Genomic DNA, 24787 nt, shown 5'->3' with positions numbered 1-24787 from the left:
GCAGCGATTGTAGGCCGGATAAGCGTTAGCGGGGAAATTACGCGTCCGGGAATTCCCGGATAAAGCGTTCTACATCTTCAACCATATGGTTGTTGCCGACAAAGAACGAACGGCGCTGGTGCAGGCTTTCCGGGGTGATATCCAGAATGCGCTCTTTACCATCGCTCGCCTTACCGCCCGCTTGCTCCGCAAGGAACGCCATTGGGTTGCACTCGTACAGCAGACGCAGTTTCCCTTCCGGGTGGCTGGCGGTGCTTGGGTAAAGGTAGATCCCGCCTTTCAGCAGGTTACGATGGAAGTCAGCAACCAGTGAGCCGATGTAGCGCGAGGTATACGGGCGCTGGGTGGATTTATCCTCTTCCTGGCAGAATTTAATGTACTTCTTCACGCCGTTCGGGAAGCGGATGTAGTTGCCTTCGTTGATGGAGTAGGTGTTGCCTTTCTCCGGGAAGCGCATACGTTCCTGGCTCAGACAGAACACGCCAAGCGACGGATCGTAAGTAAAGGCGTGGACGCCGCAGCCGGTGGTGTAAACCAGCATGGTGGAGGAGCCGTAAACCACGTAACCCGCAGCGACCTGCTTGTTGCCTGGTTGCAGGAAATCTTCTTCGGTGACCGGGGTGCCAACTGGCGTCACGCGACGGTAGATAGAGAAGATGGTCCCGACTGAGACGTTAACATCGATGTTGGACGACCCATCCAGTGGATCCATCAGCACCACGTACTTCGCATGTTCACAGCCTTCGAAAACGACAATTTCATCTTCTTCTTCAGAGGCAATGCCCGCGACGATATCGCGCGCCTTGAGTGCAGCTTTCAGTTTTTCGTTCGCAAACAGGTCGAGTTTCTGCTGAACCTCTCCCTGCACGTTCTCAGCACCGCTGGCACCCAGGATATCGACCAGACCGGCCTTGTTGATATCGCGGTGGATGATCTTGGCGCCCAGCTTTATTGCCGACAACAACGCAGTGAGCTCACCTGTAGCATGAGAGAACTCGTGCTGCTTCTCGACAATAAATTCACCTAACGTTTTCATAACACTTTCCCTGCAATTAATATGGAGTAAAGCGACCGTAACAATCTTAACAAATATTTCAGTGCCTGCGCTCAGGTGAATCGCGCCAGCAAACTACGGATAATCCTGAAATGCGTTTCTCACTTGCCTGACATATGCGTAAAATGCCCCCTGGGTTAAATTAGGATAGTGACGTATGCGCATTCATATTTTGGGAATTTGTGGCACGTTCATGGGCGGTCTGGCGATGCTGGCACGCTCGCTCGGTCATGAAGTAACGGGTTCGGACGCCAATGTGTATCCGCCGATGAGCACCTTGCTTGAGAATCAGGGCATTGATTTGATTCAGGGTTATGACCCCAGTCAGCTTGAACCGCAGCCGGATCTGGTGATCATTGGCAATGCCATGACCCGTGGAAATCCGTGCGTTGAGGCGGTGCTGGAGAAGAACATTCCGTTCATGTCCGGTCCGCAGTGGCTGCATGACTTTGTGCTGCGCGATCGTTGGGTGCTGGCCGTTGCGGGAACGCACGGTAAAACCACGACGGCTGGCATGGCGACCTGGATTCTGGAAGCCTGCGGCTACAAACCCGGTTTTGTGATTGGCGGCGTACCGGGGAACTTTGACGTTTCTGCGCGTCTGGGTGAAAGCGACTTCTTCGTGATTGAAGCGGATGAGTACGATTGCGCCTTCTTCGATAAACGCTCTAAGTTTGTACACTACTGCCCGCGCACGCTGATCCTCAACAACCTTGAGTTTGATCATGCGGATATCTTTGACGATCTGAAAGCGATCCAAAAGCAGTTCCACCATCTGGTCCGTATTGTGCCGGGGCAGGGACGTATTATCTGGCCGGAACACGACATCAACCTGAAGCAGACGCTGGCAATGGGTTGCTGGAGCGAACAGGAGCTGGTGGGCGAACAGGGCCACTGGCAGGCGAAAAAGCTGAATATCGATGCTTCGGAATGGGAAGTGTGGCTGGACGGGGAAAAGGTCGGCGACGTGAAGTGGTCGCTGGTCGGCGAGCACAACATGCACAATGGTCTGATGGCCATTGCCGCGGCCCGTCACGTTGGCGTACAACCGGCAGATGCCGCTCAGGCGTTGGGGTCATTCATTAATGCCCGTCGCCGTCTGGAACTGCGCGGTGAAGCAAACGGCGTCACGGTTTATGACGATTTTGCCCATCACCCGACGGCGATTCTGGCGACGCTTGCAGCGCTTCGCGGCAAAGTAGGCGGCACGGCGCGTATCATCGCCGTGCTGGAGCCGCGTTCTAACACCATGAAGATGGGACTGTGCAAAGACGATCTGGCACCGTCATTGGGCCGTGCGGATGAAGTCTATCTGCTGCAGCCGCCGCATATTCCGTGGCAAGTCGCGGAAGTGGCGGAAGCCTGCATCCAGCCTGCTCACTGGAGTGGCGATGTCGATACGCTGGCAGAAATGATCGTGAAAACGGCGCAGCCAGGCGATCACATTCTGGTGATGAGTAACGGTGGGTTTGGTGGAATTCACCAGAAACTGCTGGACGGTCTGGCGAAGAAAGCCGAAGCACAAGCTGAAGAGTAAGAAAAATGCCCGGTGACGCTGACGCTTACCGGGCCTACGGGCTTGTAGGCCGGATAAGACGTTTTACGTCGCCATCCGGCATATCCAGCGTACGGGATTACTGTTCGTTTTCCGCCAGTTCACGCAGATACTGGAAAATCTGCCGTGCCGATTTCGGCGGCTTATTCCCTTCTTTCTCTTTCTTCGCATTGCGGATCAGCGAGCGCAACTGCTGGCGATCGGCGTGCGGCCACAGATTCAGCACCTCTTCTACCGCGTCATCACCTTCATCGATCAGACGATCGCGCAGATGCTCAAGCTTGTGAAACAACACCACCTGTTGGTTGTGGCGGTTTTTCAGTTTATCCAGCGCCTGGCGGATGGGATCCACCTCGCGTTGGCGCAGCATTTTACCAATCAGCTGCAACTGGCGGCGGCGGCCTTCCATCTTGATACGCTGCGCCAGCTCAATGGCGGCACGCAGGTCTGCATCAAGCGGGATTTTGTCCAGCGCGTTTTTCCCCAGATCCACCAGTTCCGCGCCCAGGCGTTTTAGCTCCTCGGCATCGCGTTTAATTTCACTTTTGCTGACCCAGATAATTTCATCGTCTTCGTCTTCGATGTCATCACCGGGAACGTCGTCGAGCCAGTCTTCGGGCTGCTTTGTCATTTCAGGCTCCTTAAAAAAAGAGGCTAATGTTACCAGTTAAGATGCGCACTGAAAAACGGTTCTCTGTTAGACTTCAAAAAACTCTCTCTACATTATGGCATTTGCGATGAAAGTAATCTCACAAGTTGAAGCGCAGCGTAAGATTCTGGAAGAAGCAGTTTCGACAGCGCTGGAGTTAGCCTCAGGCAAATCGGACGGGGCGGAAGTCGCCGTAAGCAAAACGACCGGCATTAGCGTTAGCACCCGTTATGGTGAAGTGGAGAATGTCGAATTCAATAGCGATGGTGCGCTGGGGATTACCGTTTACCATCAGAACCGCAAAGGCAGCGCCTCATCGACCGATTTAAGCCCGCAGGCGATTGCCCGTACCGTCCAGGCGGCGCTGGATATCGCGCGCTATACCTCGCCGGATCCGTGTACTGGCGTGGCCGATAAAGAATTACTGGCTTTTGACGCGCCGGATCTGGACTTGTTTCACCCGGCTGAGATTTCTCCGGATGAGGCCATCGAACTGGCGGCGCGGGCTGAGCAGGCCGCTTTGCAGGCCGATAAGCGCATCACCAATACCGAAGGCGGCAGCTTTAACAGCCACTACGGCATCAAAGTGTTCGGCAACAGCCACGGCATGTTGCAGGGTTATTGTTCCACCCGCCATTCGCTTTCCAGCTGCGTCATTGCCGAAGAAAACGGCGATATGGAGCGCGATTACGCCTACAGCATTGGTCGTGCGATGGGCGATCTGCAAACGCCGGAATGGGTGGGCGCAGACTGCGCTCGTCGCACGTTGTCCCGCCTCTCGCCGCGTAAACTCTCGACCATGAAAGCGCCCGTGATTTTTGCCAACGAAGTGGCGACCGGGCTGTTTGGTCATCTGGTTGGCGCGATTGCGGGCGGTTCGGTATATCGTAAATCGACATTCCTGCTGGATTCGCTGGGCAAACAAATTCTGCCGGAATGGCTGACCATTGAAGAACACCCGCACCTGCTGAAAGGACTGGCTTCTTCGCCGTTCGACAGCGAAGGCGTGCGCACGGAACGTCGTGACATTGTGAAAAATGGCGTGTTGACCCAATGGCTGCTGACCAACTATTCCGCCCGTAAGCTGGGGCTGAAAAGCACCGGTCATGCTGGCGGCATTCATAACTGGCGCATTGCCGGTCAGGGGCTGAACTTTGAGCAGTTGCTTAAAGAGATGGGCACCGGGCTGGTGGTCACCGAACTGATGGGCCAGGGCGTGAGCGGTATCACCGGGGATTACTCCCGTGGCGCAGCCGGTTTCTGGGTTGAAAACGGGGAAATTCAGTACCCTGTGAGCGAAATCACCATCGCCGGAAACTTAAAAGAGATGTGGCGCAATATTGTGACAGTTGGTAACGATATTGAAACGCGTAGCAATATACAGTGTGGTTCAGTACTGTTGCCGGAGATGAAAATCGCCGGGCAGTAATCCTCTGTGGCGCGACCTGCCGCGCCATAACAATAAAAAAAAGGAAGTGAGCAATGCGTAAACATCTGTTAGCAATCGTCGCAGCTTCAACGTTAGTTTTGGGCTCTTCCGTGTTCGCCGCCGATCTGGAAGATAATATGGAAATCCTTAACGATAACCTGAAGGTGATCGAGAAGGCGGATAACGCCACGCAAGTGAAAGACGCGTTAACCCATATGCGTGCCGCTGCGCTGGACGCGCAAAAAGCGACGCCGCCAAAACTGGAAGATAAAGCAGCGGACAGCCCGGAAATGAAAGATTTCCGTCATGGTTTCGACGTTCTGGTCGGCCAGATCGACGGCGCGCTGAAGCTGGCAAATGAAGGTAAAGTCAAAGAAGCTCAGGCCGCGGCGGAAGAATTCAAAACCACCCGCAACGCCTATCATAAGAAGTATCGTTAATTCTCTTTTTCACCTGATGTCTCAGTGGGACATCAGGTGAACCATCACAGGAAAATTTGCGGATGTTTAATTCCGCAGGCTCTGGCGTAACGAGCGATCGTTTCAAGACTGGCCTTGATAATATTCGCTTCCATTCTGGAGACTGTCGGCGGCGTTACCCCCATTCTTTCTGCAACCTGCGCCCGAGTTAATCCTGCGTGATTACGCCATTGTGCGAGCATAGCTTGTAGACGAGCCTTTCGATCTTCTGCTTCCATTGCCGCTTGTACTTCAGGATCGGACATCAGGTCCGCTCTGACTTCTTCCCAGGCGACACTTTTAGCTTTCCTGGTCATTGAGCATCTCCTCCAGCCTTTTGAAGGCCAACATCATTTCTTGTCTGGGCGTTTTCTTCATGAATACGCGTAACAGGTAAATGGTTTTGTTTTTCTGATAGACATAAAGACCACGGCCTGTTTCGGTTCCCATAGTGCGAATCTCAAACAGACCTGCGCCAAGAGGTTTGCTGTCGGGTTCACGTAGTGCTGTCGCATTAATTTTTAACTTATCGATTAAGCGAATCATTTTCGCCCTGACGATGGGCGGCAATCCGGCCAGTTCACTGGCAACGTCGACATGCAGCATGACGGTAAACACGGCATCTTTCCCTGATTAAATATTAACATAAAAGCTAAATTAGCTTATAGGCTAATTTAGGAAGGTCCTCTTTTTAAAGAGAGGACTGAAAATGGCGGTATCTTCCTGCAATGACGCGTTTCACACCAGAATGAGACACAGTCTCTGCGGCGTGCCTCGCAGAGATCCGTCATAAGTTTTTTGGATACAACGGTTGAAAATCGCTCCTTACTCACAGTTTCAGACTTTCATCTCTGCTGGCGTCGCAGCGAAACGCCGTTGATATCTGTGAATAAAATCACACTTCTCCAGCGATAAATCAGCAAAACCGCCTTTTCTGTGGAACAGATCACTATCGCCACTCGCCTTTCCACTTCGAAGTGGAAAACAACTCGCTACAAACTTTTTACCTCCACCGTTAGTTTTAACTCAGAGCCATTAACGGGGTATGACGAGTGAATAACGGAGCAGTAGTGAACGATATGGGGGAACAGGTGACGCAGCCTGGTGAACTGGCCGATCGCATGTTGGCGCAAGTGTATGCCTTGCTGCGTGACCATCACATCATTCCCAACGCCGTACAGGAACAAATGCTGACGTCTCATGTTCGCGCCATGGCGCACCGGTCAGTGACCGGAGAGCCTTTGCCGGAAGTGGAAGCCAGTTTATTTGATGAAATATCAGCCGATTCAATGGCGCTTGCCCGCGAAGTAGTTGCTGCATTTGGCAATCTTCCAGAGGAAGAAGCCTGGCTGCTGTCGGTCCACTTTGAAGTCGCAAAAGACAACCTTTAAGGAGCAACAACATGGAACAGATTACAGTCGTGATTGGCGATCGTCTGGGTAAAGGCCAGAAAGTGGCAGCGGGCGTTGAGAAAGCCGGTGGCCGTGCGGTGGTGGTGCCAGGCGTCGCCGCGGATATGAAACTAGGTGACGTGATGAAAGCGGAAAACGCCACGTTCGGCATCTCTTTTTGCGGCAGCGGCGGCGCGGGCGCCATCACTGCACAGAACAAATACGGCTACAAAGCCAAATATGGGATGCGCTCGGTGGATGAAGGCGTAACGGCGATTAACGAAGGCTGCAACGTGCTGGGGTTCGGCTTTATGGATAAAGAAGAACTTGGCGAACGTCTGGTACAGGCGTGGCAGAAAAAATACGGCGCCTGAGTATGAAAGAACAGTTCACCACAACGGTGAGAGTCACCGGTAAAGGCGAAGCCAAAGCGCGCGCCTTTGCCGATGCCCTGAACCACGTTCAGGCCGCGGTCATGAAGGCATCGCCGCATATTTTACTGCGTATTGAGCCACAGGATGTGCAGGTTGTTCAAGCGCGTGAAGCGGTGCGCAAAGAAGCGTTTTTGTTCTTCTTTCTGCGCCGGGAACGACGCACGTACAGCGTGGAGCTGGATGTGACCGTCAACGTGACAGCCATCAATCTGGACAAGGTGGATTTTGTCTCGCAACGCTGATTCTTGTTAAGAAGGCATAATTATGTTCCTGATAATTTTAATAAAATCGCTCATTATCGGCGCTCTTGTCGGCGTAGGTGTGGGTGCCGGGGCTGCACGCATGTTTCATGCGCCTACCACACAGGGGATGGGTGCGTTTCGAACTCTGGGGGAACTGAATTCCTGCGAAGGGGATCCGGCTTCTCACTTCTCGTTTGGGCTGGGCTTTTTCTTCAACGCCTGGGCCTCATCCGTTGCGGCGGGCTCGTTCACACAGGACGTGGATCACCGCATCATTCCTAACTGGGGCGCGGCAGCGCTGATGATCAAAAACCGTAACGTCGGTGAAACGCTGCATGACCCGAAAAAAATGGCGATTGCCTGCGGCGTCATCGGCATGATCGTCGTCACCTTCCTCAACCTCACAGCTTCTTCCGTACCGGAAGCGTTGCAGGTGACCGCCGTTAAGGTACTGGTGCCTGCGGCAAACCTGCTGGTTAACACCGTGATGCCGGTGATCTTCTGGCTGGCGGCGATCGATGCCGGTAAGAAATCAGGCTTCTGGGCAACCGTTTTCGGCGGCGCGGCGCAGTTGATCATGGGTAACGCCGTACCGGGTCTGGTGCTGGGCATCCTGATCGGTAAAGGCGTTGAAGAGAGCGGCTGGAACCATGTCACCAAAGTGATGATGGCGGCCATCGTGCTGCTGTTCGTGCTGAGCGGCTTCTTCCGTGGCTTCGACATGAAGATGATCGAATCCTTCCACATGACCGTGCCGAACTGGCTCGAACTGATCCACAACTCGCTTAGCGGCAAATAACGGAGGCCACAATGGAACAGAATAAAGGTTTTTGGTTTGCCGACTGGTCGTTCCCGATCTTCGTTGGCCTGCTCTCCTCTGGCGTATTTGCCGGGACGCACATGTACTACCTGTACGGGATTGGCGCGTTTAACGAAGTGGCGTTCGTGGCGATGCTGAAAGCGGGGATTGATACCGGATCGTACGGCGCAGTGGCGGCGTTTGGCGCCAGCTTCCTGTTCGCCCGCATTATCGAAGGCTCCCTGGTGGGGATTCTGGATATCGGCGGCGCGATTCAGACCGGCGTCGGGCTTGGCGTTCCGGCGTTACTGCTGGGGGCGGGCATTATGTTCCCGGTTGAGAACTTTATCGCTTCTCTGGCAACGGGGCTGGCGATTGGTCTGGCAATTGGATACGTCATTATTCTGGCGCGTAAGTTCACCATCAATCAGAGCGATTCGACCTACGGGGCAGACGTGATGATGGGGGCCGGTAACGCCTCGGGCCGTTTCCTCGGACCCTTGATTATCCTCAGCGCGATGACGGCGTCGATCCCTATCGGCGTGGGTTCTCTGGTCGGCGCACTGCTGTTTTACATCTGGCAGAAACCGATCACCGGTGGCGCGATCCTTGGCGCTATGATTTTAGGTTCGATCTTCCCGATTGCGATTAGCTAATTGCCTGATGGCGCTGTGCTTATCAGGCCTACGGATAAGCGCGTATTTGTAAGCCGGGTGGCGGTGATGCCGCCATCCGGCAAAAGGAGAGAGACATGTTTGATTTACTCCTGCGCCGTGCGCGTCTGGTTGACGATACGGTCTGTGACATCGCCCTGAAGGACGGCAAAATCGCCGCATTAGGCGAGATAAACGACCCGGCGGTGAAAACCGTTGAGCTCAACGGCGAGTGCTACGTCAGCGCCGGATGGATTGATTCCCACGTTCACTGTTATCCAAATTCCCCGATCTATCACGACGAACCAGACAGCGTAGGCATTGCCACCGGTGTGACAACCGTGGTGGATGCGGGCAGTACCGGTGCCGATGATATTGATGATTTCTATACCCTCACACGCAATGCTGCGACGGAAGTTTACGCGCTGCTGAACATCTCCCGCGTCGGACTGATTGCCCAAAACGAGCTGGCGAATATGGCTAACATCGACGCCGACGCGGTGAAGCAGGCGGTCAAACGCTATCCCGATTTTATCGTTGGCCTGAAGGCGCGTATGAGCAGCAGCGTGGTGGGCGAGAATGGCATCACGCCGCTGGAACGCGCTAAAGCGATGCAGCAAGAGAACGGTGATTTACCCCTGATGGTCCACATCGGCAATAACCCGCCGGATCTGGATGAGATCGCGGATCGCCTGACGGCGGGCGATATCATCACCCATTGTTACAACGGAAAACCCAATCGTATTTTGACGCCAGAGGGTGAACTGCGCGCCTCGGTGACCCGCGCCATTCAGCGCGGCGTACGCCTCGACGTTGGACACGGTAGCGCCAGCCTGAGCTTTGCGGTGGCGAAACGCGCCATCCACTTAGGCATTCTGCCGCACACCATCAGTTCTGATATCTATTGCCGCAACCGTATCAGCGGCCCGGTGCATTCGCTGGCGAAGGTGATGTCGAAATTCCTCGCCATCGGGATGTCTCTGCCTCAGGTGATCAACTGTGTGACGGCGAATGCTGCCGACGGCTTGCGCCTGACATCGAAAGGTCGCCTCCAGCCAGGTCTGGATGCTGACTTAACCCTCTTTACGCTAAAGCATCAGCCAACCGTGCTGATGGATGCCGAGAATGACAGCTTACAGGCTGAGAAGCTGCTGGTGCCGCTTGCCGCAATACGTGCGGGCAAGGGCTATATGACCGAACAAGGGAGCGCGGAACATGCCTTCGATTTTTGAGAAATACCATTTAAAGCAAGTCATTAATACCTCCGGCCGGATGACGGCGCTGGGCGTTTCCACGCCGCGCCCGGAAGTGGTGGACGCGGCGATGGCCGGCATGAATCAGTATTTTGAGATGAAAGATCTGGTGAACAAGACCGGGGAATACATTGCAAAACTGCTGGATGTGGAAGGCGCGACAGTAGTCTCCTGCGCGTCTGCAGGCATTGCCCAGTCGGTGGCTGCCGTACTGGTGCGGGACAGCGACTGGCTGCTGGAAAACCTGCATGTCACGCCAATTGAAAACAACGAGATTGTGCTGCCGAAAGGCCACAACGTTAACTTTGGCGCGCCGGTGGGCACGATGGTGGCGCTGGGAGGCGGTAAGCTGGTGGAAGCCGGCTATGCCAATGAATGTTCTGCCGCACAACTGGCGGCGGCGATCACCCCGCGCACGGCGGCGATTCTTTACATCAAATCTCACCACTGCGTGCAGAAAAGCATGCTCAGCGTTGAGCAGGCCGTGGTGGTGGCGCGTAAGCACAATCTGCCGCTGATTGTCGACGCGGCGGCGGAAGAAGATCTGCAGTGCTATTACCGTGCGGGCGCGGATCTGGTGATCTACAGCGGCGCGAAGGCCATCGAAGGGCCGACCAGCGGTCTGGTCATCGGCAAAACCCAGTACGTTGAGTGGGTGAAACGCCAGACGGCGGGTATTGGCCGGGCGATGAAAGTCGGCAAAGAGGGGATTCTCGGCCTGACTTGTGCCATTGAACTCTATCTGAATGCGCAGAAAGAGAGCGGCGCTGAGATGGTGGAAAAAATGACGCCGTTTATTGATGCGCTGAACGCCCTTAACGGGGTGACCGCTCGCGTGGTGTGGGACAGCGCCGGACGCGACATCGCCCGTGCAGAAATTAAGTTTGATGAAGCTGTCACCGGCATTGCGACAGGCGAACTGGTGGAAGCCCTCAAACAGGGCGAATACGCGATTTACTTCCGTGGTTACAAAGCCAATGAAGGGATTATTGAAGCTGATGTGCGCAGTGTTGACCGTGCACAGCTGGACATTGTGGCGCGCCGTATTGGCGAGGTGATTTCTCAGGAGAAACAAGCATGAAACTGACCCCGAACTTTTACCGCGATCGCGTCTGCCTGAATGTGCTGGCCGGTTCGAAAGAGAACGCGCGTGACATTTATGACGCGGCGGAAGGTCATGTGCTGGTCGGCGTGCTCTCCAAAAATTACCCGGATGTCGAAAGCGCAGTGGCGGATATGCGCGACTACGCGGCGCTTATCGACAATGCGCTTTCTGTGGGCCTCGGCGCGGGCGATCCGAACCAGTCGGCGATGGTCAGTGAAATCTCCCGCCAGGTGCAGCCGCAGCACGTCAATCAGGTGTTCACCGGCGTTGCAACCAGTCGCGCCCTGCTCGGGCAGCGTGAGACGGTGGTTAACGGTCTGGTATCGCCAACCGGTACGCCGGGTCTGGTCAAAATTTCCACCGGGCCGCTGAGCAGCAAAGAGGCGGACGGCATTGTCCCGGTCGAAACGGCGATCGCGCTGCTGAAGGATATGGGGGGTAGCTCAATCAAATACTTCCCGATGGGGGGTCTGAAATGCCGTGACGAATTTAAAGCGGTGGCGCAAGCCTGTGCGCGTCATGATTTCTGGCTGGAACCGACCGGTGGCATTGATCTGGAAAACTACGCGGAGATTTTGCACATCGCCCTCGACGCTGGCGTCAGTAAAATCATTCCTCACATTTATAGTTCTATTATTGATAAGGTAAGTGGAAACACCCGTCCGGACGATGTGCGCCAGTTGCTGGCGCTCACCCGGCAGTGCGTAGGTTAAAATAACGAGGAGAGTGACGTGCGATTCCCCAACCAACGTTTGGCGCAACTGTTTACGATGTTGCAAAACGAGACGCTGCCGCAGGATGAGCTGGCGCAGCGGTTGTCGGTCTCCACGCGTACTGTCCGTGCCGATATTACTGCGCTCAACGCCCTGCTGACTCAGCACGGTGCGCAGTTTATCCTCAGCCGGGGCAACGGTTATCAGCTCATCATCGATGACCCGGCAAGTTTTCAGACCTTACAAACTCAGCAGCCCAGCATGCTGCGGATCCCGCGAACCAGTCAGGAACGCGTACACTATCTGATGGTGCGTTTTCTGACATCCGCCTTTTCTCTCAAACTCGAAGATTTAGCTGATGAATGGTTTGTCAGTCGGGCGACGCTACAAAACGACATGGCGGAAGTGCGTGAATGGTTGCAACGCTATCATTTGACGCTGGAAACGCGCCCGCGCCATGGCATGAAACTGTTCGGCAGTGAGATGGCGATCCGCGCCTGCCTGACCGATCTGTTGTGGACGCTGGCGCAGCAGGATCCCTCAAACCCACTGGTGACCGAAGAGGCACTGTATGCCGGAGTGCCATCGCAGCTTCAACCGATCCTTGAGGAGATCTTTAACCGCTTCCATATTCGTCTTACCGACGAAGGCGAGCTGTTTTTACGCCTGTACTGCGCGGTGGCGGTACGTCGTATCAGCGAAGGGTACCCATTGTCAGAGTTTGCCACCGAAGAGGTGGAAGAAAATATCTGTCTGGCTGCGCGCGAGATCGCCGCTGTGGTGCAACATCTGGCCAATCATCCGCTCTCGGCATCGGAAGAGAACTGGCTGAAAGCGCATATTGCTGCACGGCAGGTACAGGAGATCGCGCCCAGCGCGATCAATGCCGACGATGAAGAAGCGCTGGTCAATTACATCCTGCGGTTTATCAACAGCCAGTATAACTATAACTTACTGAATGATAAGCAGCTTCATGCCGATTTACTCACCCATATTAAAACGATGATCACCCGGGTGCGTTATCAGATCATGATCCCGAACCCGCTGCTGGAGAACATTAAGCAGCACTATCCGATGGCGTGGGACATGACCCTGGCGGCGGTATCAAGCTGGGGCAAATACACCCCCTATGCGATCAGCGAAAATGAGATCGGTTTTCTGGTTCTGCATATCGGCGTTGGGCTTGAGCGTAGTTACAACATCGGTTACCAACGGCAGCCTAAAGTTCTGCTGGTTTGTGATGCGGGCAACGCGATGGTGCGGATGATCGAAGCGGTACTGGCGCGCAAATACCCACAAATTGAGATCGTGAATACGCTGACGCTGCGCGATTACGAACAGCGCGAGAGTATCGCGGAGGACTTTGTGATCGCCACCGCGCGGATCGGTGAGAAAGATAAACCGGTGGTGCAAATCGCCCCGTTCCCTACCGACTATCAGCTGGAGCAGATCGGTAAGTTAGTGCTGGTGGACAGAACCCGTCCGTGGATGTTGAACAAATACTTCGATGCCGCGCATTTTCGTATTATCGAAGGCGAGATGGATCAGCAGACGTTGTTCAAAACCTTGTGCGATCAGTTGCACCGCGAAGGGTTCGTCGATGCTGAATTCCTCGATTCAGTTGTCGAGCGTGAGGCGATTGTCAGCACGATGCTCGGTGACAGCATTGCGCTGCCGCATGCCCTTGGACTGCTCGCGAAAAAAACGGTGGTCTATACGGTTCTCGCCCCGCAGGGCATCGCCTGGGGGGATGAAACCGCGCACGTAATCTTCTTACTCGCCATCAGTAAAAGCGAGTACGAAGAGGCGATGGCTATCTACGATATCTTCGTGACTTTCCTGCGTGAACGCGCCATGACGCGACTGTGCGGCTGCGCAAATTTTGCCGAGTTTAAAACGGTGGCAATGGAGTGTGTGAGTCGTTTTTGAGAGGCCCTTTCCAGAAGTGAATGTAATGCAGATGTAATGCTATAATGCATTACATCTTTTTCTTGCTCTGGAGGCATAATGGCCACATTGAACGTCCGTCTGGATGATAAACTCAAAAACGAGGCATATGCCGTGCTGGATAAACTCAACATTACGCCTACGGAAGCCGTAAGACTGCTGTTTCAGTACGTCGCTGAAAATGGGCGAATGCCGGTGAAAACGGTCACGATTAGTGACAGCGAAGAGGCGCTACTTCAGACCGTTCGGGAACGACTGGCTAACCCGCAAAAGGGCATTAAGGTTCAGTTGGATGAACTATGAACTGGCGTTTGATCCGCGGGCGCTGAAGGAATGGCAAAAATTAGGTGAAACAGTGAAAAACCAGTTCAGGAAGAAACTGGCTGAGGTGCTTTCACACCCGCGTATCCCCTCCGCCCGGCGTCATGACTTTCCTGATTGCTACAAGATAAAACTCAAGGCGTCTGGCTTCAGGCTGGTCTATCAGGTGAAGGACGCACAGGTTCTGGTACTGGTGATCGCGATTGGCAAACGGGAAAAATCGACCGTTTATCAGGATGCTGACAAACGGCTTTGATGGGGATGTTAACGCAAATGATGAACAACCTGATTGCTGCTGCCGCGCCAGATCAGCGCAGGGTCTTTCAGATCCTGCACAAATTTGCCGTCCACCAGCACGTTAATGAGATCCACAACCTGCATTTGCTCGGCGTTGAGTTCACCTAACGTATAGCCGGTCCACACCCAGATATCTTTGCCTGCACATTCAGCACGAATGCGCTGCACCAGCTTCAGGATATCCGGTACGTTTTGCGGATGCAGGGGATCGCCGCCGGAAAGGGAGATCCCCTGGCGGTGGATCCGCGTATCGTTCAGATCGCGGATGATCTGGTCTTCCATTGCTTTTGTGAACGGCTGACCGGAATTTAGCCGCCAGGTGCTTTTGTTATAGCAGCCAGGGCACTCGTGCACGCACCCCGAAACAAACAGGGTGCAGCGGGTACCGGGGCCGTTAACAATGTCGACGGGGTAATACTGGTGGTATTGCATAACGTATAACCATGCCGGTTGGCGCTACGCTTACCCGGCCTACAATAACAATAAGAAAGTGACCCGTAGGCCGGATAAGGTGCTTGCACCGCCATCCGGCAACATTGTGATGCCTGATGGCGACACGATTGCGTCTTATCAGGCCTACGGCCTTTGCAAACGGAAATTAACCGATCTGCCCATTCCCTAAATGTTTAACGCGGCGCTTCACTTCTTCCTGCTTACCGGCGTTAAACGGGCGGGCGTCCGGGCTGCCCAGATAGCCGCACACGCGGCGGGTCACCGACACGCGGGACGCATCGTGGTTGCCGCATTTCGGGCAGGTGAAACCTTTGCTGGTACACTCGAACTCACCGGTAAAGCCGCACTCGTAGCATTCATCAATTGGCGTATTGGTGCCGTAATACGGCACATGCTGATAGCTGTAGTCCCAGACATCTTCCAGCGCTTTCAGGTTGTGCTGGATGTTCGGGTATTCGCCATAGCAAATGAAGCCACCACTCGCCAGCGGCGGGTAAGGCGCTTCGAAATCGATTTTGTCGTATGGGTTAACTTTCTTTTCCACATCGAGGTGGAAACTGTTGGTGTAGTAACCTTTATCGGTGACGCCAGGCACGACGCCAAACTCGGCGGTATCCAGACGGCAGAAGCGGTCGCACAGGTTTTCACTTGGCGTGCTGTACAGGCTGAAACCGTAGCCGGTCTCTTCTTTCCACTGATCGACGGCCTGACGCAGGCGTTCAACGATGGCGATACCTTTCGCGCGCAGCGCTTCGCTGTCGTAGACATGCGTATCGCCAAACAGCGCGTTAATGGTTTCGTGGATACCAATGTAGCCCAGCGAAATGGATGCACGTCCGTTTTTGAAGATTTCCGCGACGTCATCATCGGCTTTCAGACGCACGCCACAGGCGCCTTCCATATACAGGATTGGCGCGACGCGGGCCTTCACGCCTTCCAGACGGGCGATACGGGTCATCAAGGCTTTACGTGCCAGCACCAGACGATCGTCCAGCAGTTTCCAGAACGTCGGCTCATCACCGCCGGCTTCCAGCGCGATACGCGGCAGGTTAAGGCTGATCACGCCGAGGTTGTTGCGACCATCATGAACCTGTTCGCCGTTCTCGTTTTCCCACACGCCGAGGAAGCTGCGACAACCCATCGGGGTTTTGAACGAACCGGTAACTTTCACGACCTGATCGTAGTTCAGAATGTCCGGATACATGCGCTTGCTCGCGCACTCCAGCGCCAGTTGTTTGATGTCGTAGTTCGGATCGCCAAATTTGTGGTTCAGGCCGTCGCGGATGGCAAATACCAGTTTCGGGAATACCGCAGTTTTGCGATTTTTACCGAGACCCGCGATGCGGTTACGCAAAATGGACTGCTGAATCAGGCGCGATTCCCAACTGGTGCCGAGGCCGAAACCAAAGGTGACGAACGGCGTCTGGCCGTTGGCGGTATGCAGCGTATTAACTTCATACTCCAGAGACTGGAAGGCGTCGTAGCACTCTTTTTCGGTACGGGAATGCGCATAGCCGTCGGCATCCGGAATTTGCCACTCTTCTGCGGTCTTACGGTGCTTTTTGAAACTGGCGGTCACGAACGGCGCCAGCACTTCATCGATCCGGTTAATGGTGGTGCCGCCGTAAATATGGCTGGCGACCTGCGCAATGATTTGCGCAGTCACGGCAGTGGCGGTAGAGATGGATTTTGGCGGCTCGATCTCGGCGTTACCCATCTTAAAGCCCTGCGTCAGCATTCCTTTCAGATCGATCAGCATGCAGTTGAACATCGGGAAGAACGGGGAATAGTCGAGATCGTGATAGTGGATATCACCGCGCTCGTGCGCCTGCACCACATCACGCGGCAGCAGATGCTGGCGGGCGTAGTGTTTGGCGACAATACCGGCCAGCAGATCGCGCTGGGTTGGAATGACTTTACTGTCTTTGTTGGCGTTTTCATTGAGCAACGCGGAGTTGGTTTGCTCCACCAGACCGCGAATTTCCTGGTTCAGGCGACCACGTTTCTCACGCTGAATATCACGGTCATGACGATATTCAATGTAGGCGCGCGCGAGTTGCTTGTACGGGCCAGACATCAGCTGATTCTCAACCGCTGTCTGGATCTCGTTAATATCAACCTGGCTACGCGCGTTCATTTGGTTGCTTACGATTTCTGCGACGGTGGCGCAGTAATCTGCGTCATCGACTCCCGCTGCTTTAGCTGCACGCAGAATGGCTTCTTTGATGCGCTCTGATTTAAACGGCACTTTACAGCCATCTCGTTTCATCACATGCGGTGTCATGATCACTCCATAATATGTAAGAACAGGTTATCCACAGAGGCTGGGGAAGCATTGATGTGTTTATTCATCTCTTTGGTCAATCACTTCCCGCAATCCAGACCCACGTTATCCACAATTTCGCCCGTATTGGGTGTTTTGTTGTTGTAGCAATTCTAGATGATTAATACAACATATTGGGCCGGGCTGCATTTTAAGTTCTATATATAGTGATTTGCATCAAAAGTGTTTGCGATTTTTTTGATATAGCGCAAGGTAAAAAGCAGAGCGTACAGTTGGCGGGCGTTATAGCGATTGTAAATTGTGATATAGAAAAATCTGATTATTTATTCAACAAAAACAGTAAGCTAAAGCGGGGTGACTATTTTGCCCGGCAAATTCTCGATTCCGGGCAAAATGTGTTCAGTTTATGACTTCTGCAGCCACCAGATCGCTTCGAAAGGACGCAGCGTCATTGCCGTCGGCTGGGGTGAAACTTCATCGTAGTTGTGCAGCAAAACGTGCCAGTTTCCGCGGCTTATCTCCGGATGCCAGGACTGGCATTCATCGCTCAGGTTAGCAACCACCAGCAGCGTTTGCCCTTGCCATTCACGGCGATAACACCAGAGATGCGGGCTTTCCGGCAGCAGATCCTGATAATCGCCCCAGGTCAGCACCGGTTCGGATTTACGTAGCGCTATCAGCCGTTGATAGGTGTAAAACACCGAGGCGTTGTCGCCAAGCGCGTGCTCCACGTTGATGTCACTGTAGTTATCGCAGAGGTCAATCCACGGTTCGCCGGTGGTGAATCCGGCGTTTTTGCTGCTATTCCACTGCATCGGCGTTCGGCCATTGTCGCGTGATTTACTCGCCAGGATCGCCAGCAGTTCATTGGCATCGCGACCTTCAGCCCGCAGCTGCGCGAACATGTTATGGCTTTCCACGTCACGGTAGTCGGTGATCCGGGTAAAGTGCGGATTGGTCATGCCGATCTCTTCACCCTGATAGATGTACGGCGTCCCCTGCATACCGTGCAGCACCATCGCCAGCATTTTCGCTGCCGGTATCCGATATTCCCCTTCGTCGCCAAAGCGCGACACGATGCGTGGCTGATCGTGGTTACACCAGAACAGCGCATTCCACGCGACGTTATGCATCCCTTGCTGCCAGTGGCGGAACAGGGTTTTTAACGCGACATAATCGGGCTTTGCCAGCGTCCACTTCTCTCCGCCAGGATAATCGACCTTCAGGTGATGAAAATTGAAGGTCATCGACAGTTCGCTTCCGTCCAGCGCGGCATAGCGCTGGCAATGCTCCAGCGTGGTGGACGACATTTCGCCGACCGTCATCAGCTTGCGCGGCGTAAAGACCTCACGGTTCATCTCATGCAAAAACTCATGCGCTCGCGGGCCGTCGGTATAAAAACGGCGACCGTCGCCGTCAAGATCGTTGGGAAAGGTCTGGTCTTTGGAGATCAGATTGACGACGTCCAGGCGCAGGCCATCCACGTCGCGATCGGCCCAGAACTCACAGACTTTTTTCAGCTCAGCGCGAACGGCAGGGTTTTCCCAGTTCAGATCAGCCTGTTCCGGCGCAAAGAGGTGCAGATAATATTGTTCGCTTTGCGCATGCCATTGCCAGGCGTTGCCGCCAAACTTGGAGCGCCAGTTGTTGGGCTGCACATCGGGCGTGCCGTCACGCCAGATGTAAAACTCGCGATACGGACTGTTTTTATCGAGCGCCTCGTGAAACCAGGCATGCTGCGTGGAGGTGTGATTAAACACCATATCGAGAATAATGCGGATACCGCGCGCTTTCGCCTGGGCGACCAGCTCGTCAAAGTCATCCAGCGTCCCGTAAGCAGGGTCGATTGCCGTGTAATTGGCGACATCGTAGCCATTATCAATCTGTGGCGAAATATAGAACGGCGTCAGCCAGAGGGCATCCACGCCCAGTTTATGCAGATAATCGAGACGCTGCGTCACGCCACGTAAATCGCCGGTACCGCTGCCGGTCGTGTCCTGAAAACTCTTAGGATAGATCTGGTAGATGACACCGTTTTGCCACCAGTGAGGAAGGGTATTCATAATCAATTCCTGGTTATGCGAGGGGCGCAAATGCGCCCCGAATAAGTTCAGACAATCTGTAACGTGCCCTGACGGTATTTACGTTGATAGACGAACGAGGTCAGCACGACGGGAACGACAATGGCGATCGCCATCGCAACGGCATATACCTGCCAGTAAGTCGGTTGGATAGAGAGGATGCCCGGCAAGCCGCCGACACCGATACCGTTCGCCATCACGCCGTACAGGCCGCAGAGCAGACCGGCAAGGCCAGAGCCGATCATTGCGCAGAGCATCGGGAAACGGTATTTCAGGTTGATACCGTACATAGCCGGTTCCGTGACGCCCAGATAGGCGGAGATCGCGGCAGGAACGGAGATCTCGCGTTCGTTCTGTTTACGGCTGGCGATAATAATCCCGACCACCGCAGACGCCTGCGCGATGTTGGAAAGGGCAATCAGCGGCCATACCGGCGTTCCGCCCATGCTCTGGATCATCTGCATGTCGATAGCGAGCGTGGTCTGATGCACGCCGGTAATCACCAGCGGAGCATACAGGAAGCCAAACAGCGCGGCACCAATCGGGGCGAAACTGCCGGTCATCAGATGACGAACCGCAAAGGCCACACCATCGCCAATCAGGCGGCCAAACGGACCGATCAGCGCATGAGCGAGGAAGACGGCAAGGATCAGCGAACACACCGGCACCACCACGAGATACAGGTAATCCGGTACGATGCGCTTCAGGCGCGTTTCAATCACGCCCAACGCCAGGCCAGCGAGTAAAGCCGGAATAACCTGTGCCTGATAGCCCACTTTTGCGATGGTGAACAGGCCGAAGTTCCATACTTCCGGCACCTGCTGACCCAGCAGATAGGCGTTCATTAACTGCGGTGACACCAGCGTAACGCCAAGCACGATGCCGAGGATCGGCGTGCCGCCCATTTTCTTGACTGCCGACCAGCAGATGCCCACCGGGAGGTAGAAGAAGATGGCTTCGCCAATCAGCCACAGAAAGTCATAAATCGTTTTCAGCGCCGGATACATCTGCGCCAGCGTCTGGCCGTTGCTCATCGGCAGGTCGCCAATGACGTTACGAAAACCTAAAATCAAGCCTCCGCTGATCAGCGCCGGCAATAGCGGGAAGAAGATCTCAGCGAAGTGGGAGATGAGTTGCTCATGCCACTTCATGTTCTGCCGTGCCGCTTTTTTTGCCTGCTCTTTATCGGCGTGCGCCTGCCCGGTGGTGGCCAGCAGCGCTTTGTAGTAATCGCCAACTTCGGTGCCAATCACTACCTGGAACTGACCGGCGTTGGTAAAGCAGCCTTTGACCATCGGTAAGGCTTCGATTTCTTTCGGTCTGGCATTTGCTGGCTGATTCAGCACAAAACGCAGGCGCGTTATGCAGTGACTCACGGTGGCGATGTTTTCTCGCCCGCCCACTAACTCTATAAGCCGATCAATATCCGCTTGTTTTACTTTGCTCATCATGAAGCCTCGTGGCGATGACTGTGAAAAGGGGATGACTGGAATGGCGACAGAGTATATCCGGGCTAAAAAATTAAAAATGGGAACGTTCCCGAAACGCAGCGAAGATCACAAATTATCGTTCAGAAAGCGATCAGCCCTGATTCAGGAAAGGGTGGAAGGAATGACGATTTGGCGCAGATCGCAGCGTCCGTTGATCTGCTCGATCAACTGGGCAGCCGCCTGTCGTCCGGCTTCGGCATAGCCGGGATCAACCGTAACGATCTCCGGATGCAGGAATTTCATCAGCGGCGTATTACCGACGCTCGCCAGTTGCAGGTTCTCGACCCGCTGTTCCTGCAAATACTTACTGGCGCCGAGCGCGAGGGTATCTGTGGCGCAGACCAGCGCGGTGGTGTCCGGCGTAATCACGCTCGCGGCATGCTCATAGCCTTGCTTCATCGCAAGCCCTGGCAGGGCCGCGACAGGGTGGAGCTTATGTTGTTTACAGAAGGCGAGATAGGCGTCATGGCGGCGCTTTCCGGTGGTGACGTCACTGTGCGGCACACCGAGAAAGCTGATGCTGCGATGCCCCTGATCGTACAGGCGCTGCATCAGGATTTTAATGGCCCCATCGTCGTCATAGCAGACGGAGGCAAAGCCTTTCGCATCCCGTGCCAGCAGCACCAGCGATGCCTGCCACGGGGCTATCATCGCGTCCGTGATGCCGGTAAAGCCAAACAGCACCACGCCATCGATGTTGCGGCGTTTCAGCATGCCCAGGTGCTCTTCCACTTTGTCCGAAGAGAACTGACTTTCCATCATGATGGGATCGTAACCCTGCTCATAAAACACCGGCAGCATCGTCTGTACGGCTAGATTTTCTGACAATGAATCGAGACGGGTCACAATGATGGCGACCACTTTATCGCTTTGGCCGCGCATGGCGCGGGCTGAACGAGAGGGGGAAAATCCATGCTGATTCATCACGGCTTCGACGCGCTCACGAGTGCGCTCGCTGACACCACTTTCGTTATTCAGCACACGGGAAACGGTGGATTTCCCCACGCCGCTTAAGCGCGCGATGTCTTTGATAGTCAGCCGATTTTGCATCCTGTTTTCCCGTGGTATGTAGCAAAGTAAGTAAGAGAGTAACTTTACGTGTTGAAACCTCAATGGGCAAAGTCTGGTTTATTATTGGTTTAATCACTGGCGGTTATTATATCGTCATAAGTGCCACAAATATTATGATCTACAACTGATAATCTGCGGCTTAAATCATTCACTTACCGGAGGCTTTATGGATCCCGATCCCACCCCTCTCCCAAAACGGAGAACTCTCGCTTTCCGGTAAGTCTGCCTTTCGCTGTCTTACCGGTGCTGTAAGACAGTGACGCCTTAACGTCCCTGTTTGGAAAATCATGTTACCTGTCAGGTAAGGCTTTGCCACGCCTGAAGGATATTTCTGCGCCCGTATTATTGGCGCGGAGGGACTGCTTATGTTTAAAAATCTCACTCGCCAGCTTTTTTCCCGGCTTGGCCGCCATCTGCCCCATCGCCTGGTGCATCGCGATCCGTTACCGAATGCCCGGTCGATCGCCAGTGCCCCCATTCCTGCGTCACTGAGCGAACACTGCCTGAAAGTGGCCGTGATGGATGAAAAGACGCTATGGAAAACGTTTAATGCGCATCCGGAAGGACTCAATGCGGCAGAGGTGAATGCCGCCCGCCAACAACACGGTGAAAACCTTCTGCCGACCCAGAAACCGTCACCGTGGTGGAAGCATCTGTGGGTCTGTTATCGCAACCCGTTCAATATCTTGCTGACTCTTCTTGGGGCTATTTCGTATGCCACGGAAGATCTGTTCGCCGCCGGGGTGATCGCCCTGATGGTGGTGATTTCCACGCTGCTTAACTTTGTGCAGGAAGCGCGTTCCACCAAAGCGGCAGATGCGCTGAAAGCGATGGTCAGCAATACCGCGACGGTGTTGCGGGTGATCAATGAGAAAGGGGAAAACGGCTGGGTTGAGCTGCCTCTTGATCAACTGGTGCCCGGTGACATTATCAAGCTGTCGGCGGGAGACATGATCCCCGCCGATTTGCGGGTGATTCAGGCGCGGGATCTCTTTGTCGCACAGGCGTCGTTGACCGGCGAATCGCTGCCGGTGGAGAAAGTGGCGCGTACACGCGAAGTCAGCCAAAGCAACCCACTTGAATGCGACACCTTGTGCTTTATGGGCACTAACGTGGTGAGCGGTACGGCGCAGGCGATGGTCATCGCCACCGGCGCTAATACCTGGTTTGGTCAACTGGCAGGGCGCGTCAGCGAACAGGAAAGTGAGCAGAACGCCTTTCAGAAGGGGATCAGTCGCGTCAGTATGCTGTTGATTCGCTTTATGCTGGTGATGGCGCCAGTGGTATTGCTCATCAACGGTTATACCAAAGGTGACTGGTGGGAAGCGGCGCTGTTTGCGCTCTCCGTCGCCGTGGGCCTGACGCCGGAAATGCTGCCGATGATTGTCACCTCGACGCTGGCGCGCGGGGCGGTGAAACTGTCGAAGCAAAAAGTGATCGTCAAACATCTGGATGCGATTCAGAACTTCGGCGCGATGGATGTGCTGTGCACCGATAAAACCGGCACGCTGACTCAGGACAAAATCGTGCTGGAAAATCATACGGATATCTCCGGTAAGCCCAGCGAGCGTGTGCTGCACGCCGCGTGGCTGAACAGCCATTACCAGACCGGACTGAAAAACCTGTTGGATACCGCCGTGCTGGAAGGTGTTGATGAATCTTCCGCGCGCGAATTGTCTACCCGCTGGCAGAAAATTGATGAGATCCCGTTTGATTTTGAGCGCCGTCGGATGTCGGTAGTGGTGGCAGAAGAGACGGATGTACATCAGCTGGTATGTAAAGGTGCGCTGCAGGAGATCCTCGGCGTCTGTACGCAGGTGCGCCATAACGGCGAAATTGTACCGCTGGATGACAACATGCTGCGTCGGGTGAAGCGCGTGACCGATACGCTGAATCGTCAGGGGCTGCGCGTCGTCGCCGTGGCGACCAAATACCTGCCGGCGCGGGAAGGTGATTACCAGCGTATAGATGAATCCGATCTGATCCTCGAAGGCTACATCGCCTTCCTCGATCCACCGAAGGAGACCACCGCGCCGGCCCTGAAGGCGCTGAAAGCCAGTGGCATCACCGTGAAGATCCTGACCGGCGACAGCGAACTGGTGGCCGCGAAGGTGTGCCATGAGGTGGGCCTGGACGCCGGCGAGGTGGTTGTCGGAAATGAGATAGAAGGTATGAGCGACGACGCGCTGGCCGCGCTGGCTCAGCGTACCACGCTGTTCGCACGCCTGACGCCGATGCATAAAGAGCGGATCGTCCGGCTGCTCAAACGTGAAGGCCACGTGGTGGGCTTTATGGGAGACGGTATTAATGACGCACCGGCGCTGCGGACGGCAGATATTGGTATTTCCGTTGATGGCGCGGTGGATATCGCCCGTGAAGCGGCAGATATCATCCTGCTGGAAAAGAGCCTGATGGTACTGGAAGAAGGCGTAATTGAAGGGCGCCGTACGTTCTCCAATATGCTGAAGTACATCAAAATGACCGCCAGTTCTAACTTTGGCAACGTCTTTAGCGTGCTGGTGGCGAGCGCCTTTTTGCCATTCCTGCCGATGTTGCCGCTGCACTTGCTGATCCAGAACCTGTTGTACGATGTATCCCAGGTGGCGATCCCGTTTGATAATGTTGATGATGAGCAAATCCAGAAACCGCAGCGCTGGAACCCCACAGATTTAGGCCGTTTCATGCTCTTCTTCGGCCCGATCAGCTCCATCTTCGACATTCTGACGTTCTGCCTGATGTGGTGGGTCTTCCACGCCAATGTGCCGGAAGCGCAAACGCTGTTTCAGTCCGGCTGGTTTGTGGTGGGGCTGCTGTCACAAACGCTGATTGTGCATATGATTCGTACGCGCCGCGTGCCGTTCATTCAGAGTCGCGCCGCCTGGCCGCTGATGCTGATGACGCTGGTGGTGATGGTCGTGGGAATTGCGCTGCCGTTCTCACCGCTGGCAGGTTATCTGCAATTGCAGGCATTACCGCTGAGTTATTTCCCCTGGTTAGTGGCGATTCTGGCGGGATATATGACGTTAACGCAACTGGTAAAAGGATTCTATAGCCGCCGCTACGGCTGGCAGTAAACGAAAAGAATGGCTGCGTCGGCAGCCATTTTTC

24 protein-coding genes are annotated in these 24787 nt (G+C 54.6%); 15 read left to right on the top strand and 9 right to left on the bottom strand.

All coding sequences use genetic code 11. The features are described from left to right. Positions 1-37 precede the first annotated feature (37 nt). Entirely contained in the window at positions 38-1036 is a 999-nt protein-coding gene (gene fbp, locus QNN88_RS20170) for a class 1 fructose-bisphosphatase (RefSeq protein ID WP_414241775.1), read from the bottom strand. A 175-nt stretch (positions 1037-1211) separates the two neighbouring features. Between fbp and mpl the strand changes: the two genes are divergently transcribed. Further along, positions 1212-2591, top strand: coding sequence for a UDP-N-acetylmuramate:L-alanyl-gamma-D-glutamyl-meso-diaminopimelate ligase (gene mpl / locus QNN88_RS20165; protein WP_414241774.1), 1380 nt, complete (start codon positions 1212-1214; stop codon positions 2589-2591). Positions 2592-2688: 97 nt separating this feature from the next. Here mpl and yjgA read toward each other — a convergent pair whose 3' ends face one another. Further along, a complete protein-coding gene (gene yjgA / locus QNN88_RS20160; RefSeq protein ID WP_414241773.1) occupies positions 2689-3240 on the bottom strand; it encodes a ribosome biogenesis factor YjgA in 552 nt (183 codons plus the stop codon). Between the two features lie 94 nt (positions 3241-3334). Between yjgA and pmbA the strand changes: the two genes are divergently transcribed. Both pmbA and cybC read left to right on the top strand, forming a co-directional pair. Continuing rightward, a complete protein-coding gene (gene pmbA, locus QNN88_RS20155; RefSeq protein ID WP_414241772.1) occupies positions 3335-4687 on the top strand; it encodes a metalloprotease PmbA in 1353 nt (450 codons plus the stop codon). A gap of 53 nt (positions 4688-4740) precedes the next feature. After that, the gene (gene cybC / locus QNN88_RS20150; protein ID WP_414241771.1) at positions 4741-5127 is read left to right on the top strand and encodes a cytochrome b562; all 387 of its coding nucleotides are present in this window, start codon (positions 4741-4743) and stop codon (positions 5125-5127) included. Positions 5128-5171: 44 nt separating this feature from the next. Here cybC and QNN88_RS20145 read toward each other — a convergent pair whose 3' ends face one another. Next, a complete protein-coding gene (locus tag QNN88_RS20145; RefSeq protein ID WP_414241770.1) occupies positions 5172-5462 on the bottom strand; it encodes a helix-turn-helix domain-containing protein in 291 nt (96 codons plus the stop codon). Further along, a complete protein-coding gene (locus QNN88_RS20140) occupies positions 5446-5763 on the bottom strand; it encodes a type II toxin-antitoxin system RelE/ParE family toxin (RefSeq protein ID WP_414241769.1) in 318 nt (105 codons plus the stop codon). Before QNN88_RS20140 ends, QNN88_RS20145 begins: the two co-directional genes overlap by 17 nt. Positions 5764-6197: 434 nt before the next feature. Between QNN88_RS20140 and QNN88_RS20135 the strand changes: the two genes are divergently transcribed. The 11 genes from QNN88_RS20135 (at position 6198) to QNN88_RS20085 (ending at position 14259) form a co-directional block, all read left to right on the top strand. Then, the gene (locus tag QNN88_RS20135) at positions 6198-6536 is read left to right on the top strand and encodes a glycine dehydrogenase (RefSeq protein ID WP_414241768.1); all 339 of its coding nucleotides are present in this window, start codon (positions 6198-6200) and stop codon (positions 6534-6536) included. Positions 6537-6547: 11 nt separating this feature from the next. Continuing rightward, complete coding sequence (locus tag QNN88_RS20130) at positions 6548-6910, top strand: SFCGS family glycine-rich protein (protein ID WP_012134368.1); 363 nt, start codon at positions 6548-6550, stop codon at positions 6908-6910. Between the two features lie 2 nt (positions 6911-6912). Next, positions 6913-7212 (top strand): DUF4312 family protein, encoded by a 300-nt coding sequence (locus QNN88_RS20125; RefSeq protein ID WP_042321633.1) that lies wholly within the window; start codon positions 6913-6915, stop codon positions 7210-7212. A gap of 22 nt (positions 7213-7234) precedes the next feature. Beyond that, positions 7235-8011 carry a DUF4311 domain-containing protein gene (locus QNN88_RS20120; RefSeq protein WP_042999221.1) on the top strand — a complete coding sequence of 259 codons (777 nt, stop codon included), beginning with the start codon at positions 7235-7237 and terminating at the stop codon, positions 8009-8011. 11 nt (positions 8012-8022) lie between these two features. Further along, positions 8023-8667, top strand: a complete 645-nt coding sequence (locus QNN88_RS20115) for a DUF4310 family protein (protein WP_042321639.1) — start codon at positions 8023-8025, stop codon at positions 8665-8667. Positions 8668-8762: 95 nt separating this feature from the next. Next, the gene (locus QNN88_RS20110) at positions 8763-9896 is read left to right on the top strand and encodes an amidohydrolase/deacetylase family metallohydrolase (RefSeq protein WP_414241767.1); all 1134 of its coding nucleotides are present in this window, start codon (positions 8763-8765) and stop codon (positions 9894-9896) included. Then, on the top strand, positions 9880-10998 hold the full coding sequence (locus QNN88_RS20105; protein WP_414241766.1) for a DgaE family pyridoxal phosphate-dependent ammonia lyase: 1119 nt from the start codon (positions 9880-9882) through the stop codon (positions 10996-10998). Before QNN88_RS20110 ends, QNN88_RS20105 begins: the two co-directional genes overlap by 17 nt. Then, on the top strand, positions 10995-11735 hold the full coding sequence (dagF, locus tag QNN88_RS20100) for a 2-dehydro-3-deoxy-phosphogluconate aldolase (protein ID WP_414241765.1): 741 nt from the start codon (positions 10995-10997) through the stop codon (positions 11733-11735). The genes QNN88_RS20105 and dagF overlap by 4 nt, the downstream gene beginning before the upstream one ends. An 18-nt stretch (positions 11736-11753) precedes the next feature. Beyond that, positions 11754-13664: a BglG family transcription antiterminator gene (locus QNN88_RS20095; RefSeq protein WP_414241764.1), complete on the top strand. Its 1911-nt coding sequence runs from the start codon at positions 11754-11756 to the stop codon at positions 13662-13664. Between the two features lie 78 nt (positions 13665-13742). Then, the gene (locus QNN88_RS20090; protein ID WP_102603471.1) at positions 13743-13985 is read left to right on the top strand and encodes a type II toxin-antitoxin system RelB/DinJ family antitoxin; all 243 of its coding nucleotides are present in this window, start codon (positions 13743-13745) and stop codon (positions 13983-13985) included. Beyond that, complete coding sequence (locus QNN88_RS20085) at positions 13975-14259, top strand: type II toxin-antitoxin system RelE family toxin (RefSeq protein ID WP_414241763.1); 285 nt, start codon at positions 13975-13977, stop codon at positions 14257-14259. The genes QNN88_RS20090 and QNN88_RS20085 overlap by 11 nt, the downstream gene beginning before the upstream one ends. 8 nt (positions 14260-14267) lie before the next feature. On the opposite strand, the gene nrdG is transcribed toward QNN88_RS20085, so the two are convergent. From nrdG to treR, 5 genes are all read right to left on the bottom strand, one after another. After that, complete coding sequence (gene nrdG, locus QNN88_RS20080; RefSeq protein ID WP_414241762.1) at positions 14268-14732, bottom strand: anaerobic ribonucleoside-triphosphate reductase-activating protein; 465 nt, start codon at positions 14730-14732, stop codon at positions 14268-14270. A gap of 166 nt (positions 14733-14898) precedes the next feature. Then, the gene (nrdD, locus tag QNN88_RS20075; RefSeq protein WP_414241761.1) at positions 14899-17037 is read right to left on the bottom strand and encodes an anaerobic ribonucleoside-triphosphate reductase; all 2139 of its coding nucleotides are present in this window, start codon (positions 17035-17037) and stop codon (positions 14899-14901) included. A 404-nt stretch (positions 17038-17441) separates the two neighbouring features. Then, positions 17442-19100, bottom strand: a complete 1659-nt coding sequence (gene treC / locus QNN88_RS20070; RefSeq protein ID WP_414241760.1) for an alpha,alpha-phosphotrehalase — start codon at positions 19098-19100, stop codon at positions 17442-17444. Positions 19101-19147: 47 nt separating this feature from the next. Further along, complete coding sequence (treB, locus tag QNN88_RS20065; protein ID WP_414241855.1) at positions 19148-20566, bottom strand: PTS trehalose transporter subunit IIBC; 1419 nt, start codon at positions 20564-20566, stop codon at positions 19148-19150. Between the two features lie 144 nt (positions 20567-20710). Next, complete coding sequence (gene treR / locus QNN88_RS20060; RefSeq protein WP_414241759.1) at positions 20711-21658, bottom strand: trehalose operon repressor TreR; 948 nt, start codon at positions 21656-21658, stop codon at positions 20711-20713. A gap of 386 nt (positions 21659-22044) precedes the next feature. On the opposite strand from treR, the gene mgtA reads away from it, so the two are divergent. Further along, on the top strand, positions 22045-24753 hold the full coding sequence (gene mgtA / locus QNN88_RS20055; RefSeq protein WP_414241758.1) for a magnesium-translocating P-type ATPase: 2709 nt from the start codon (positions 22045-22047) through the stop codon (positions 24751-24753). Positions 24754-24787: the final 34 nt, after the last annotated feature.

Origin of the sequence: Citrobacter sp. ANG330 (assembly GCF_047467925.1) — a bacterium.
Classification (GTDB): Bacteria; Pseudomonadota; Gammaproteobacteria; order Enterobacterales; family Enterobacteriaceae; genus Citrobacter_A; species Citrobacter_A amalonaticus_G.
Note: the sequence above shows the minus strand (reverse complement) of the source record. Positions and strands in the feature narration are given on the sequence as shown.

What these genes read in the sequence shown, in the direction of transcription:
- treB (WP_414241855.1), bottom strand. Translation starts at nt 20,566, where the DNA reads ATGAGCAAAGTAAAACAAGCGGATATTGATCGGCTTATAGAGTTAGTG.
- yjgA (WP_414241773.1), bottom strand. Translation starts at nt 3,240, where the DNA reads ATGACAAAGCAGCCCGAAGACTGGCTCGACGACGTTCCCGGTGATGAC.
- QNN88_RS20115 (WP_042321639.1), top strand. Translation starts at nt 8,023, where the DNA reads ATGGAACAGAATAAAGGTTTTTGGTTTGCCGACTGGTCGTTCCCGATC.
- nrdG (WP_414241762.1), bottom strand. Translation starts at nt 14,732, where the DNA reads ATGCAATACCACCAGTATTACCCCGTCGACATTGTTAACGGCCCCGGT.
- treR (WP_414241759.1), bottom strand. Translation starts at nt 21,658, where the DNA reads ATGCAAAATCGGCTGACTATCAAAGACATCGCGCGCTTAAGCGGCGTG.
- mpl (WP_414241774.1), top strand. Translation starts at nt 1,212, where the DNA reads ATGCGCATTCATATTTTGGGAATTTGTGGCACGTTCATGGGCGGTCTG.
- QNN88_RS20085 (WP_414241763.1), top strand. Translation starts at nt 13,975, where the DNA reads ATGAACTATGAACTGGCGTTTGATCCGCGGGCGCTGAAGGAATGGCAA.
- nrdD (WP_414241761.1), bottom strand. Translation starts at nt 17,037, where the DNA reads ATGACACCGCATGTGATGAAACGAGATGGCTGTAAAGTGCCGTTTAAA.
- QNN88_RS20105 (WP_414241766.1), top strand. Translation starts at nt 9,880, where the DNA reads ATGCCTTCGATTTTTGAGAAATACCATTTAAAGCAAGTCATTAATACC.
- QNN88_RS20125 (WP_042321633.1), top strand. Translation starts at nt 6,913, where the DNA reads ATGAAAGAACAGTTCACCACAACGGTGAGAGTCACCGGTAAAGGCGAA.
- QNN88_RS20120 (WP_042999221.1), top strand. Translation starts at nt 7,235, where the DNA reads ATGTTCCTGATAATTTTAATAAAATCGCTCATTATCGGCGCTCTTGTC.
- QNN88_RS20145 (WP_414241770.1), bottom strand. Translation starts at nt 5,462, where the DNA reads ATGACCAGGAAAGCTAAAAGTGTCGCCTGGGAAGAAGTCAGAGCGGAC.
- dagF (WP_414241765.1), top strand. Translation starts at nt 10,995, where the DNA reads ATGAAACTGACCCCGAACTTTTACCGCGATCGCGTCTGCCTGAATGTG.
- QNN88_RS20090 (WP_102603471.1), top strand. Translation starts at nt 13,743, where the DNA reads ATGGCCACATTGAACGTCCGTCTGGATGATAAACTCAAAAACGAGGCA.
- mgtA (WP_414241758.1), top strand. Translation starts at nt 22,045, where the DNA reads ATGTTTAAAAATCTCACTCGCCAGCTTTTTTCCCGGCTTGGCCGCCAT.
- treC (WP_414241760.1), bottom strand. Translation starts at nt 19,100, where the DNA reads ATGAATACCCTTCCTCACTGGTGGCAAAACGGTGTCATCTACCAGATC.
- QNN88_RS20110 (WP_414241767.1), top strand. Translation starts at nt 8,763, where the DNA reads ATGTTTGATTTACTCCTGCGCCGTGCGCGTCTGGTTGACGATACGGTC.
- QNN88_RS20130 (WP_012134368.1), top strand. Translation starts at nt 6,548, where the DNA reads ATGGAACAGATTACAGTCGTGATTGGCGATCGTCTGGGTAAAGGCCAG.
- pmbA (WP_414241772.1), top strand. Translation starts at nt 3,335, where the DNA reads ATGGCATTTGCGATGAAAGTAATCTCACAAGTTGAAGCGCAGCGTAAG.
- fbp (WP_414241775.1), bottom strand. Translation starts at nt 1,036, where the DNA reads ATGAAAACGTTAGGTGAATTTATTGTCGAGAAGCAGCACGAGTTCTCT.
- cybC (WP_414241771.1), top strand. Translation starts at nt 4,741, where the DNA reads ATGCGTAAACATCTGTTAGCAATCGTCGCAGCTTCAACGTTAGTTTTG.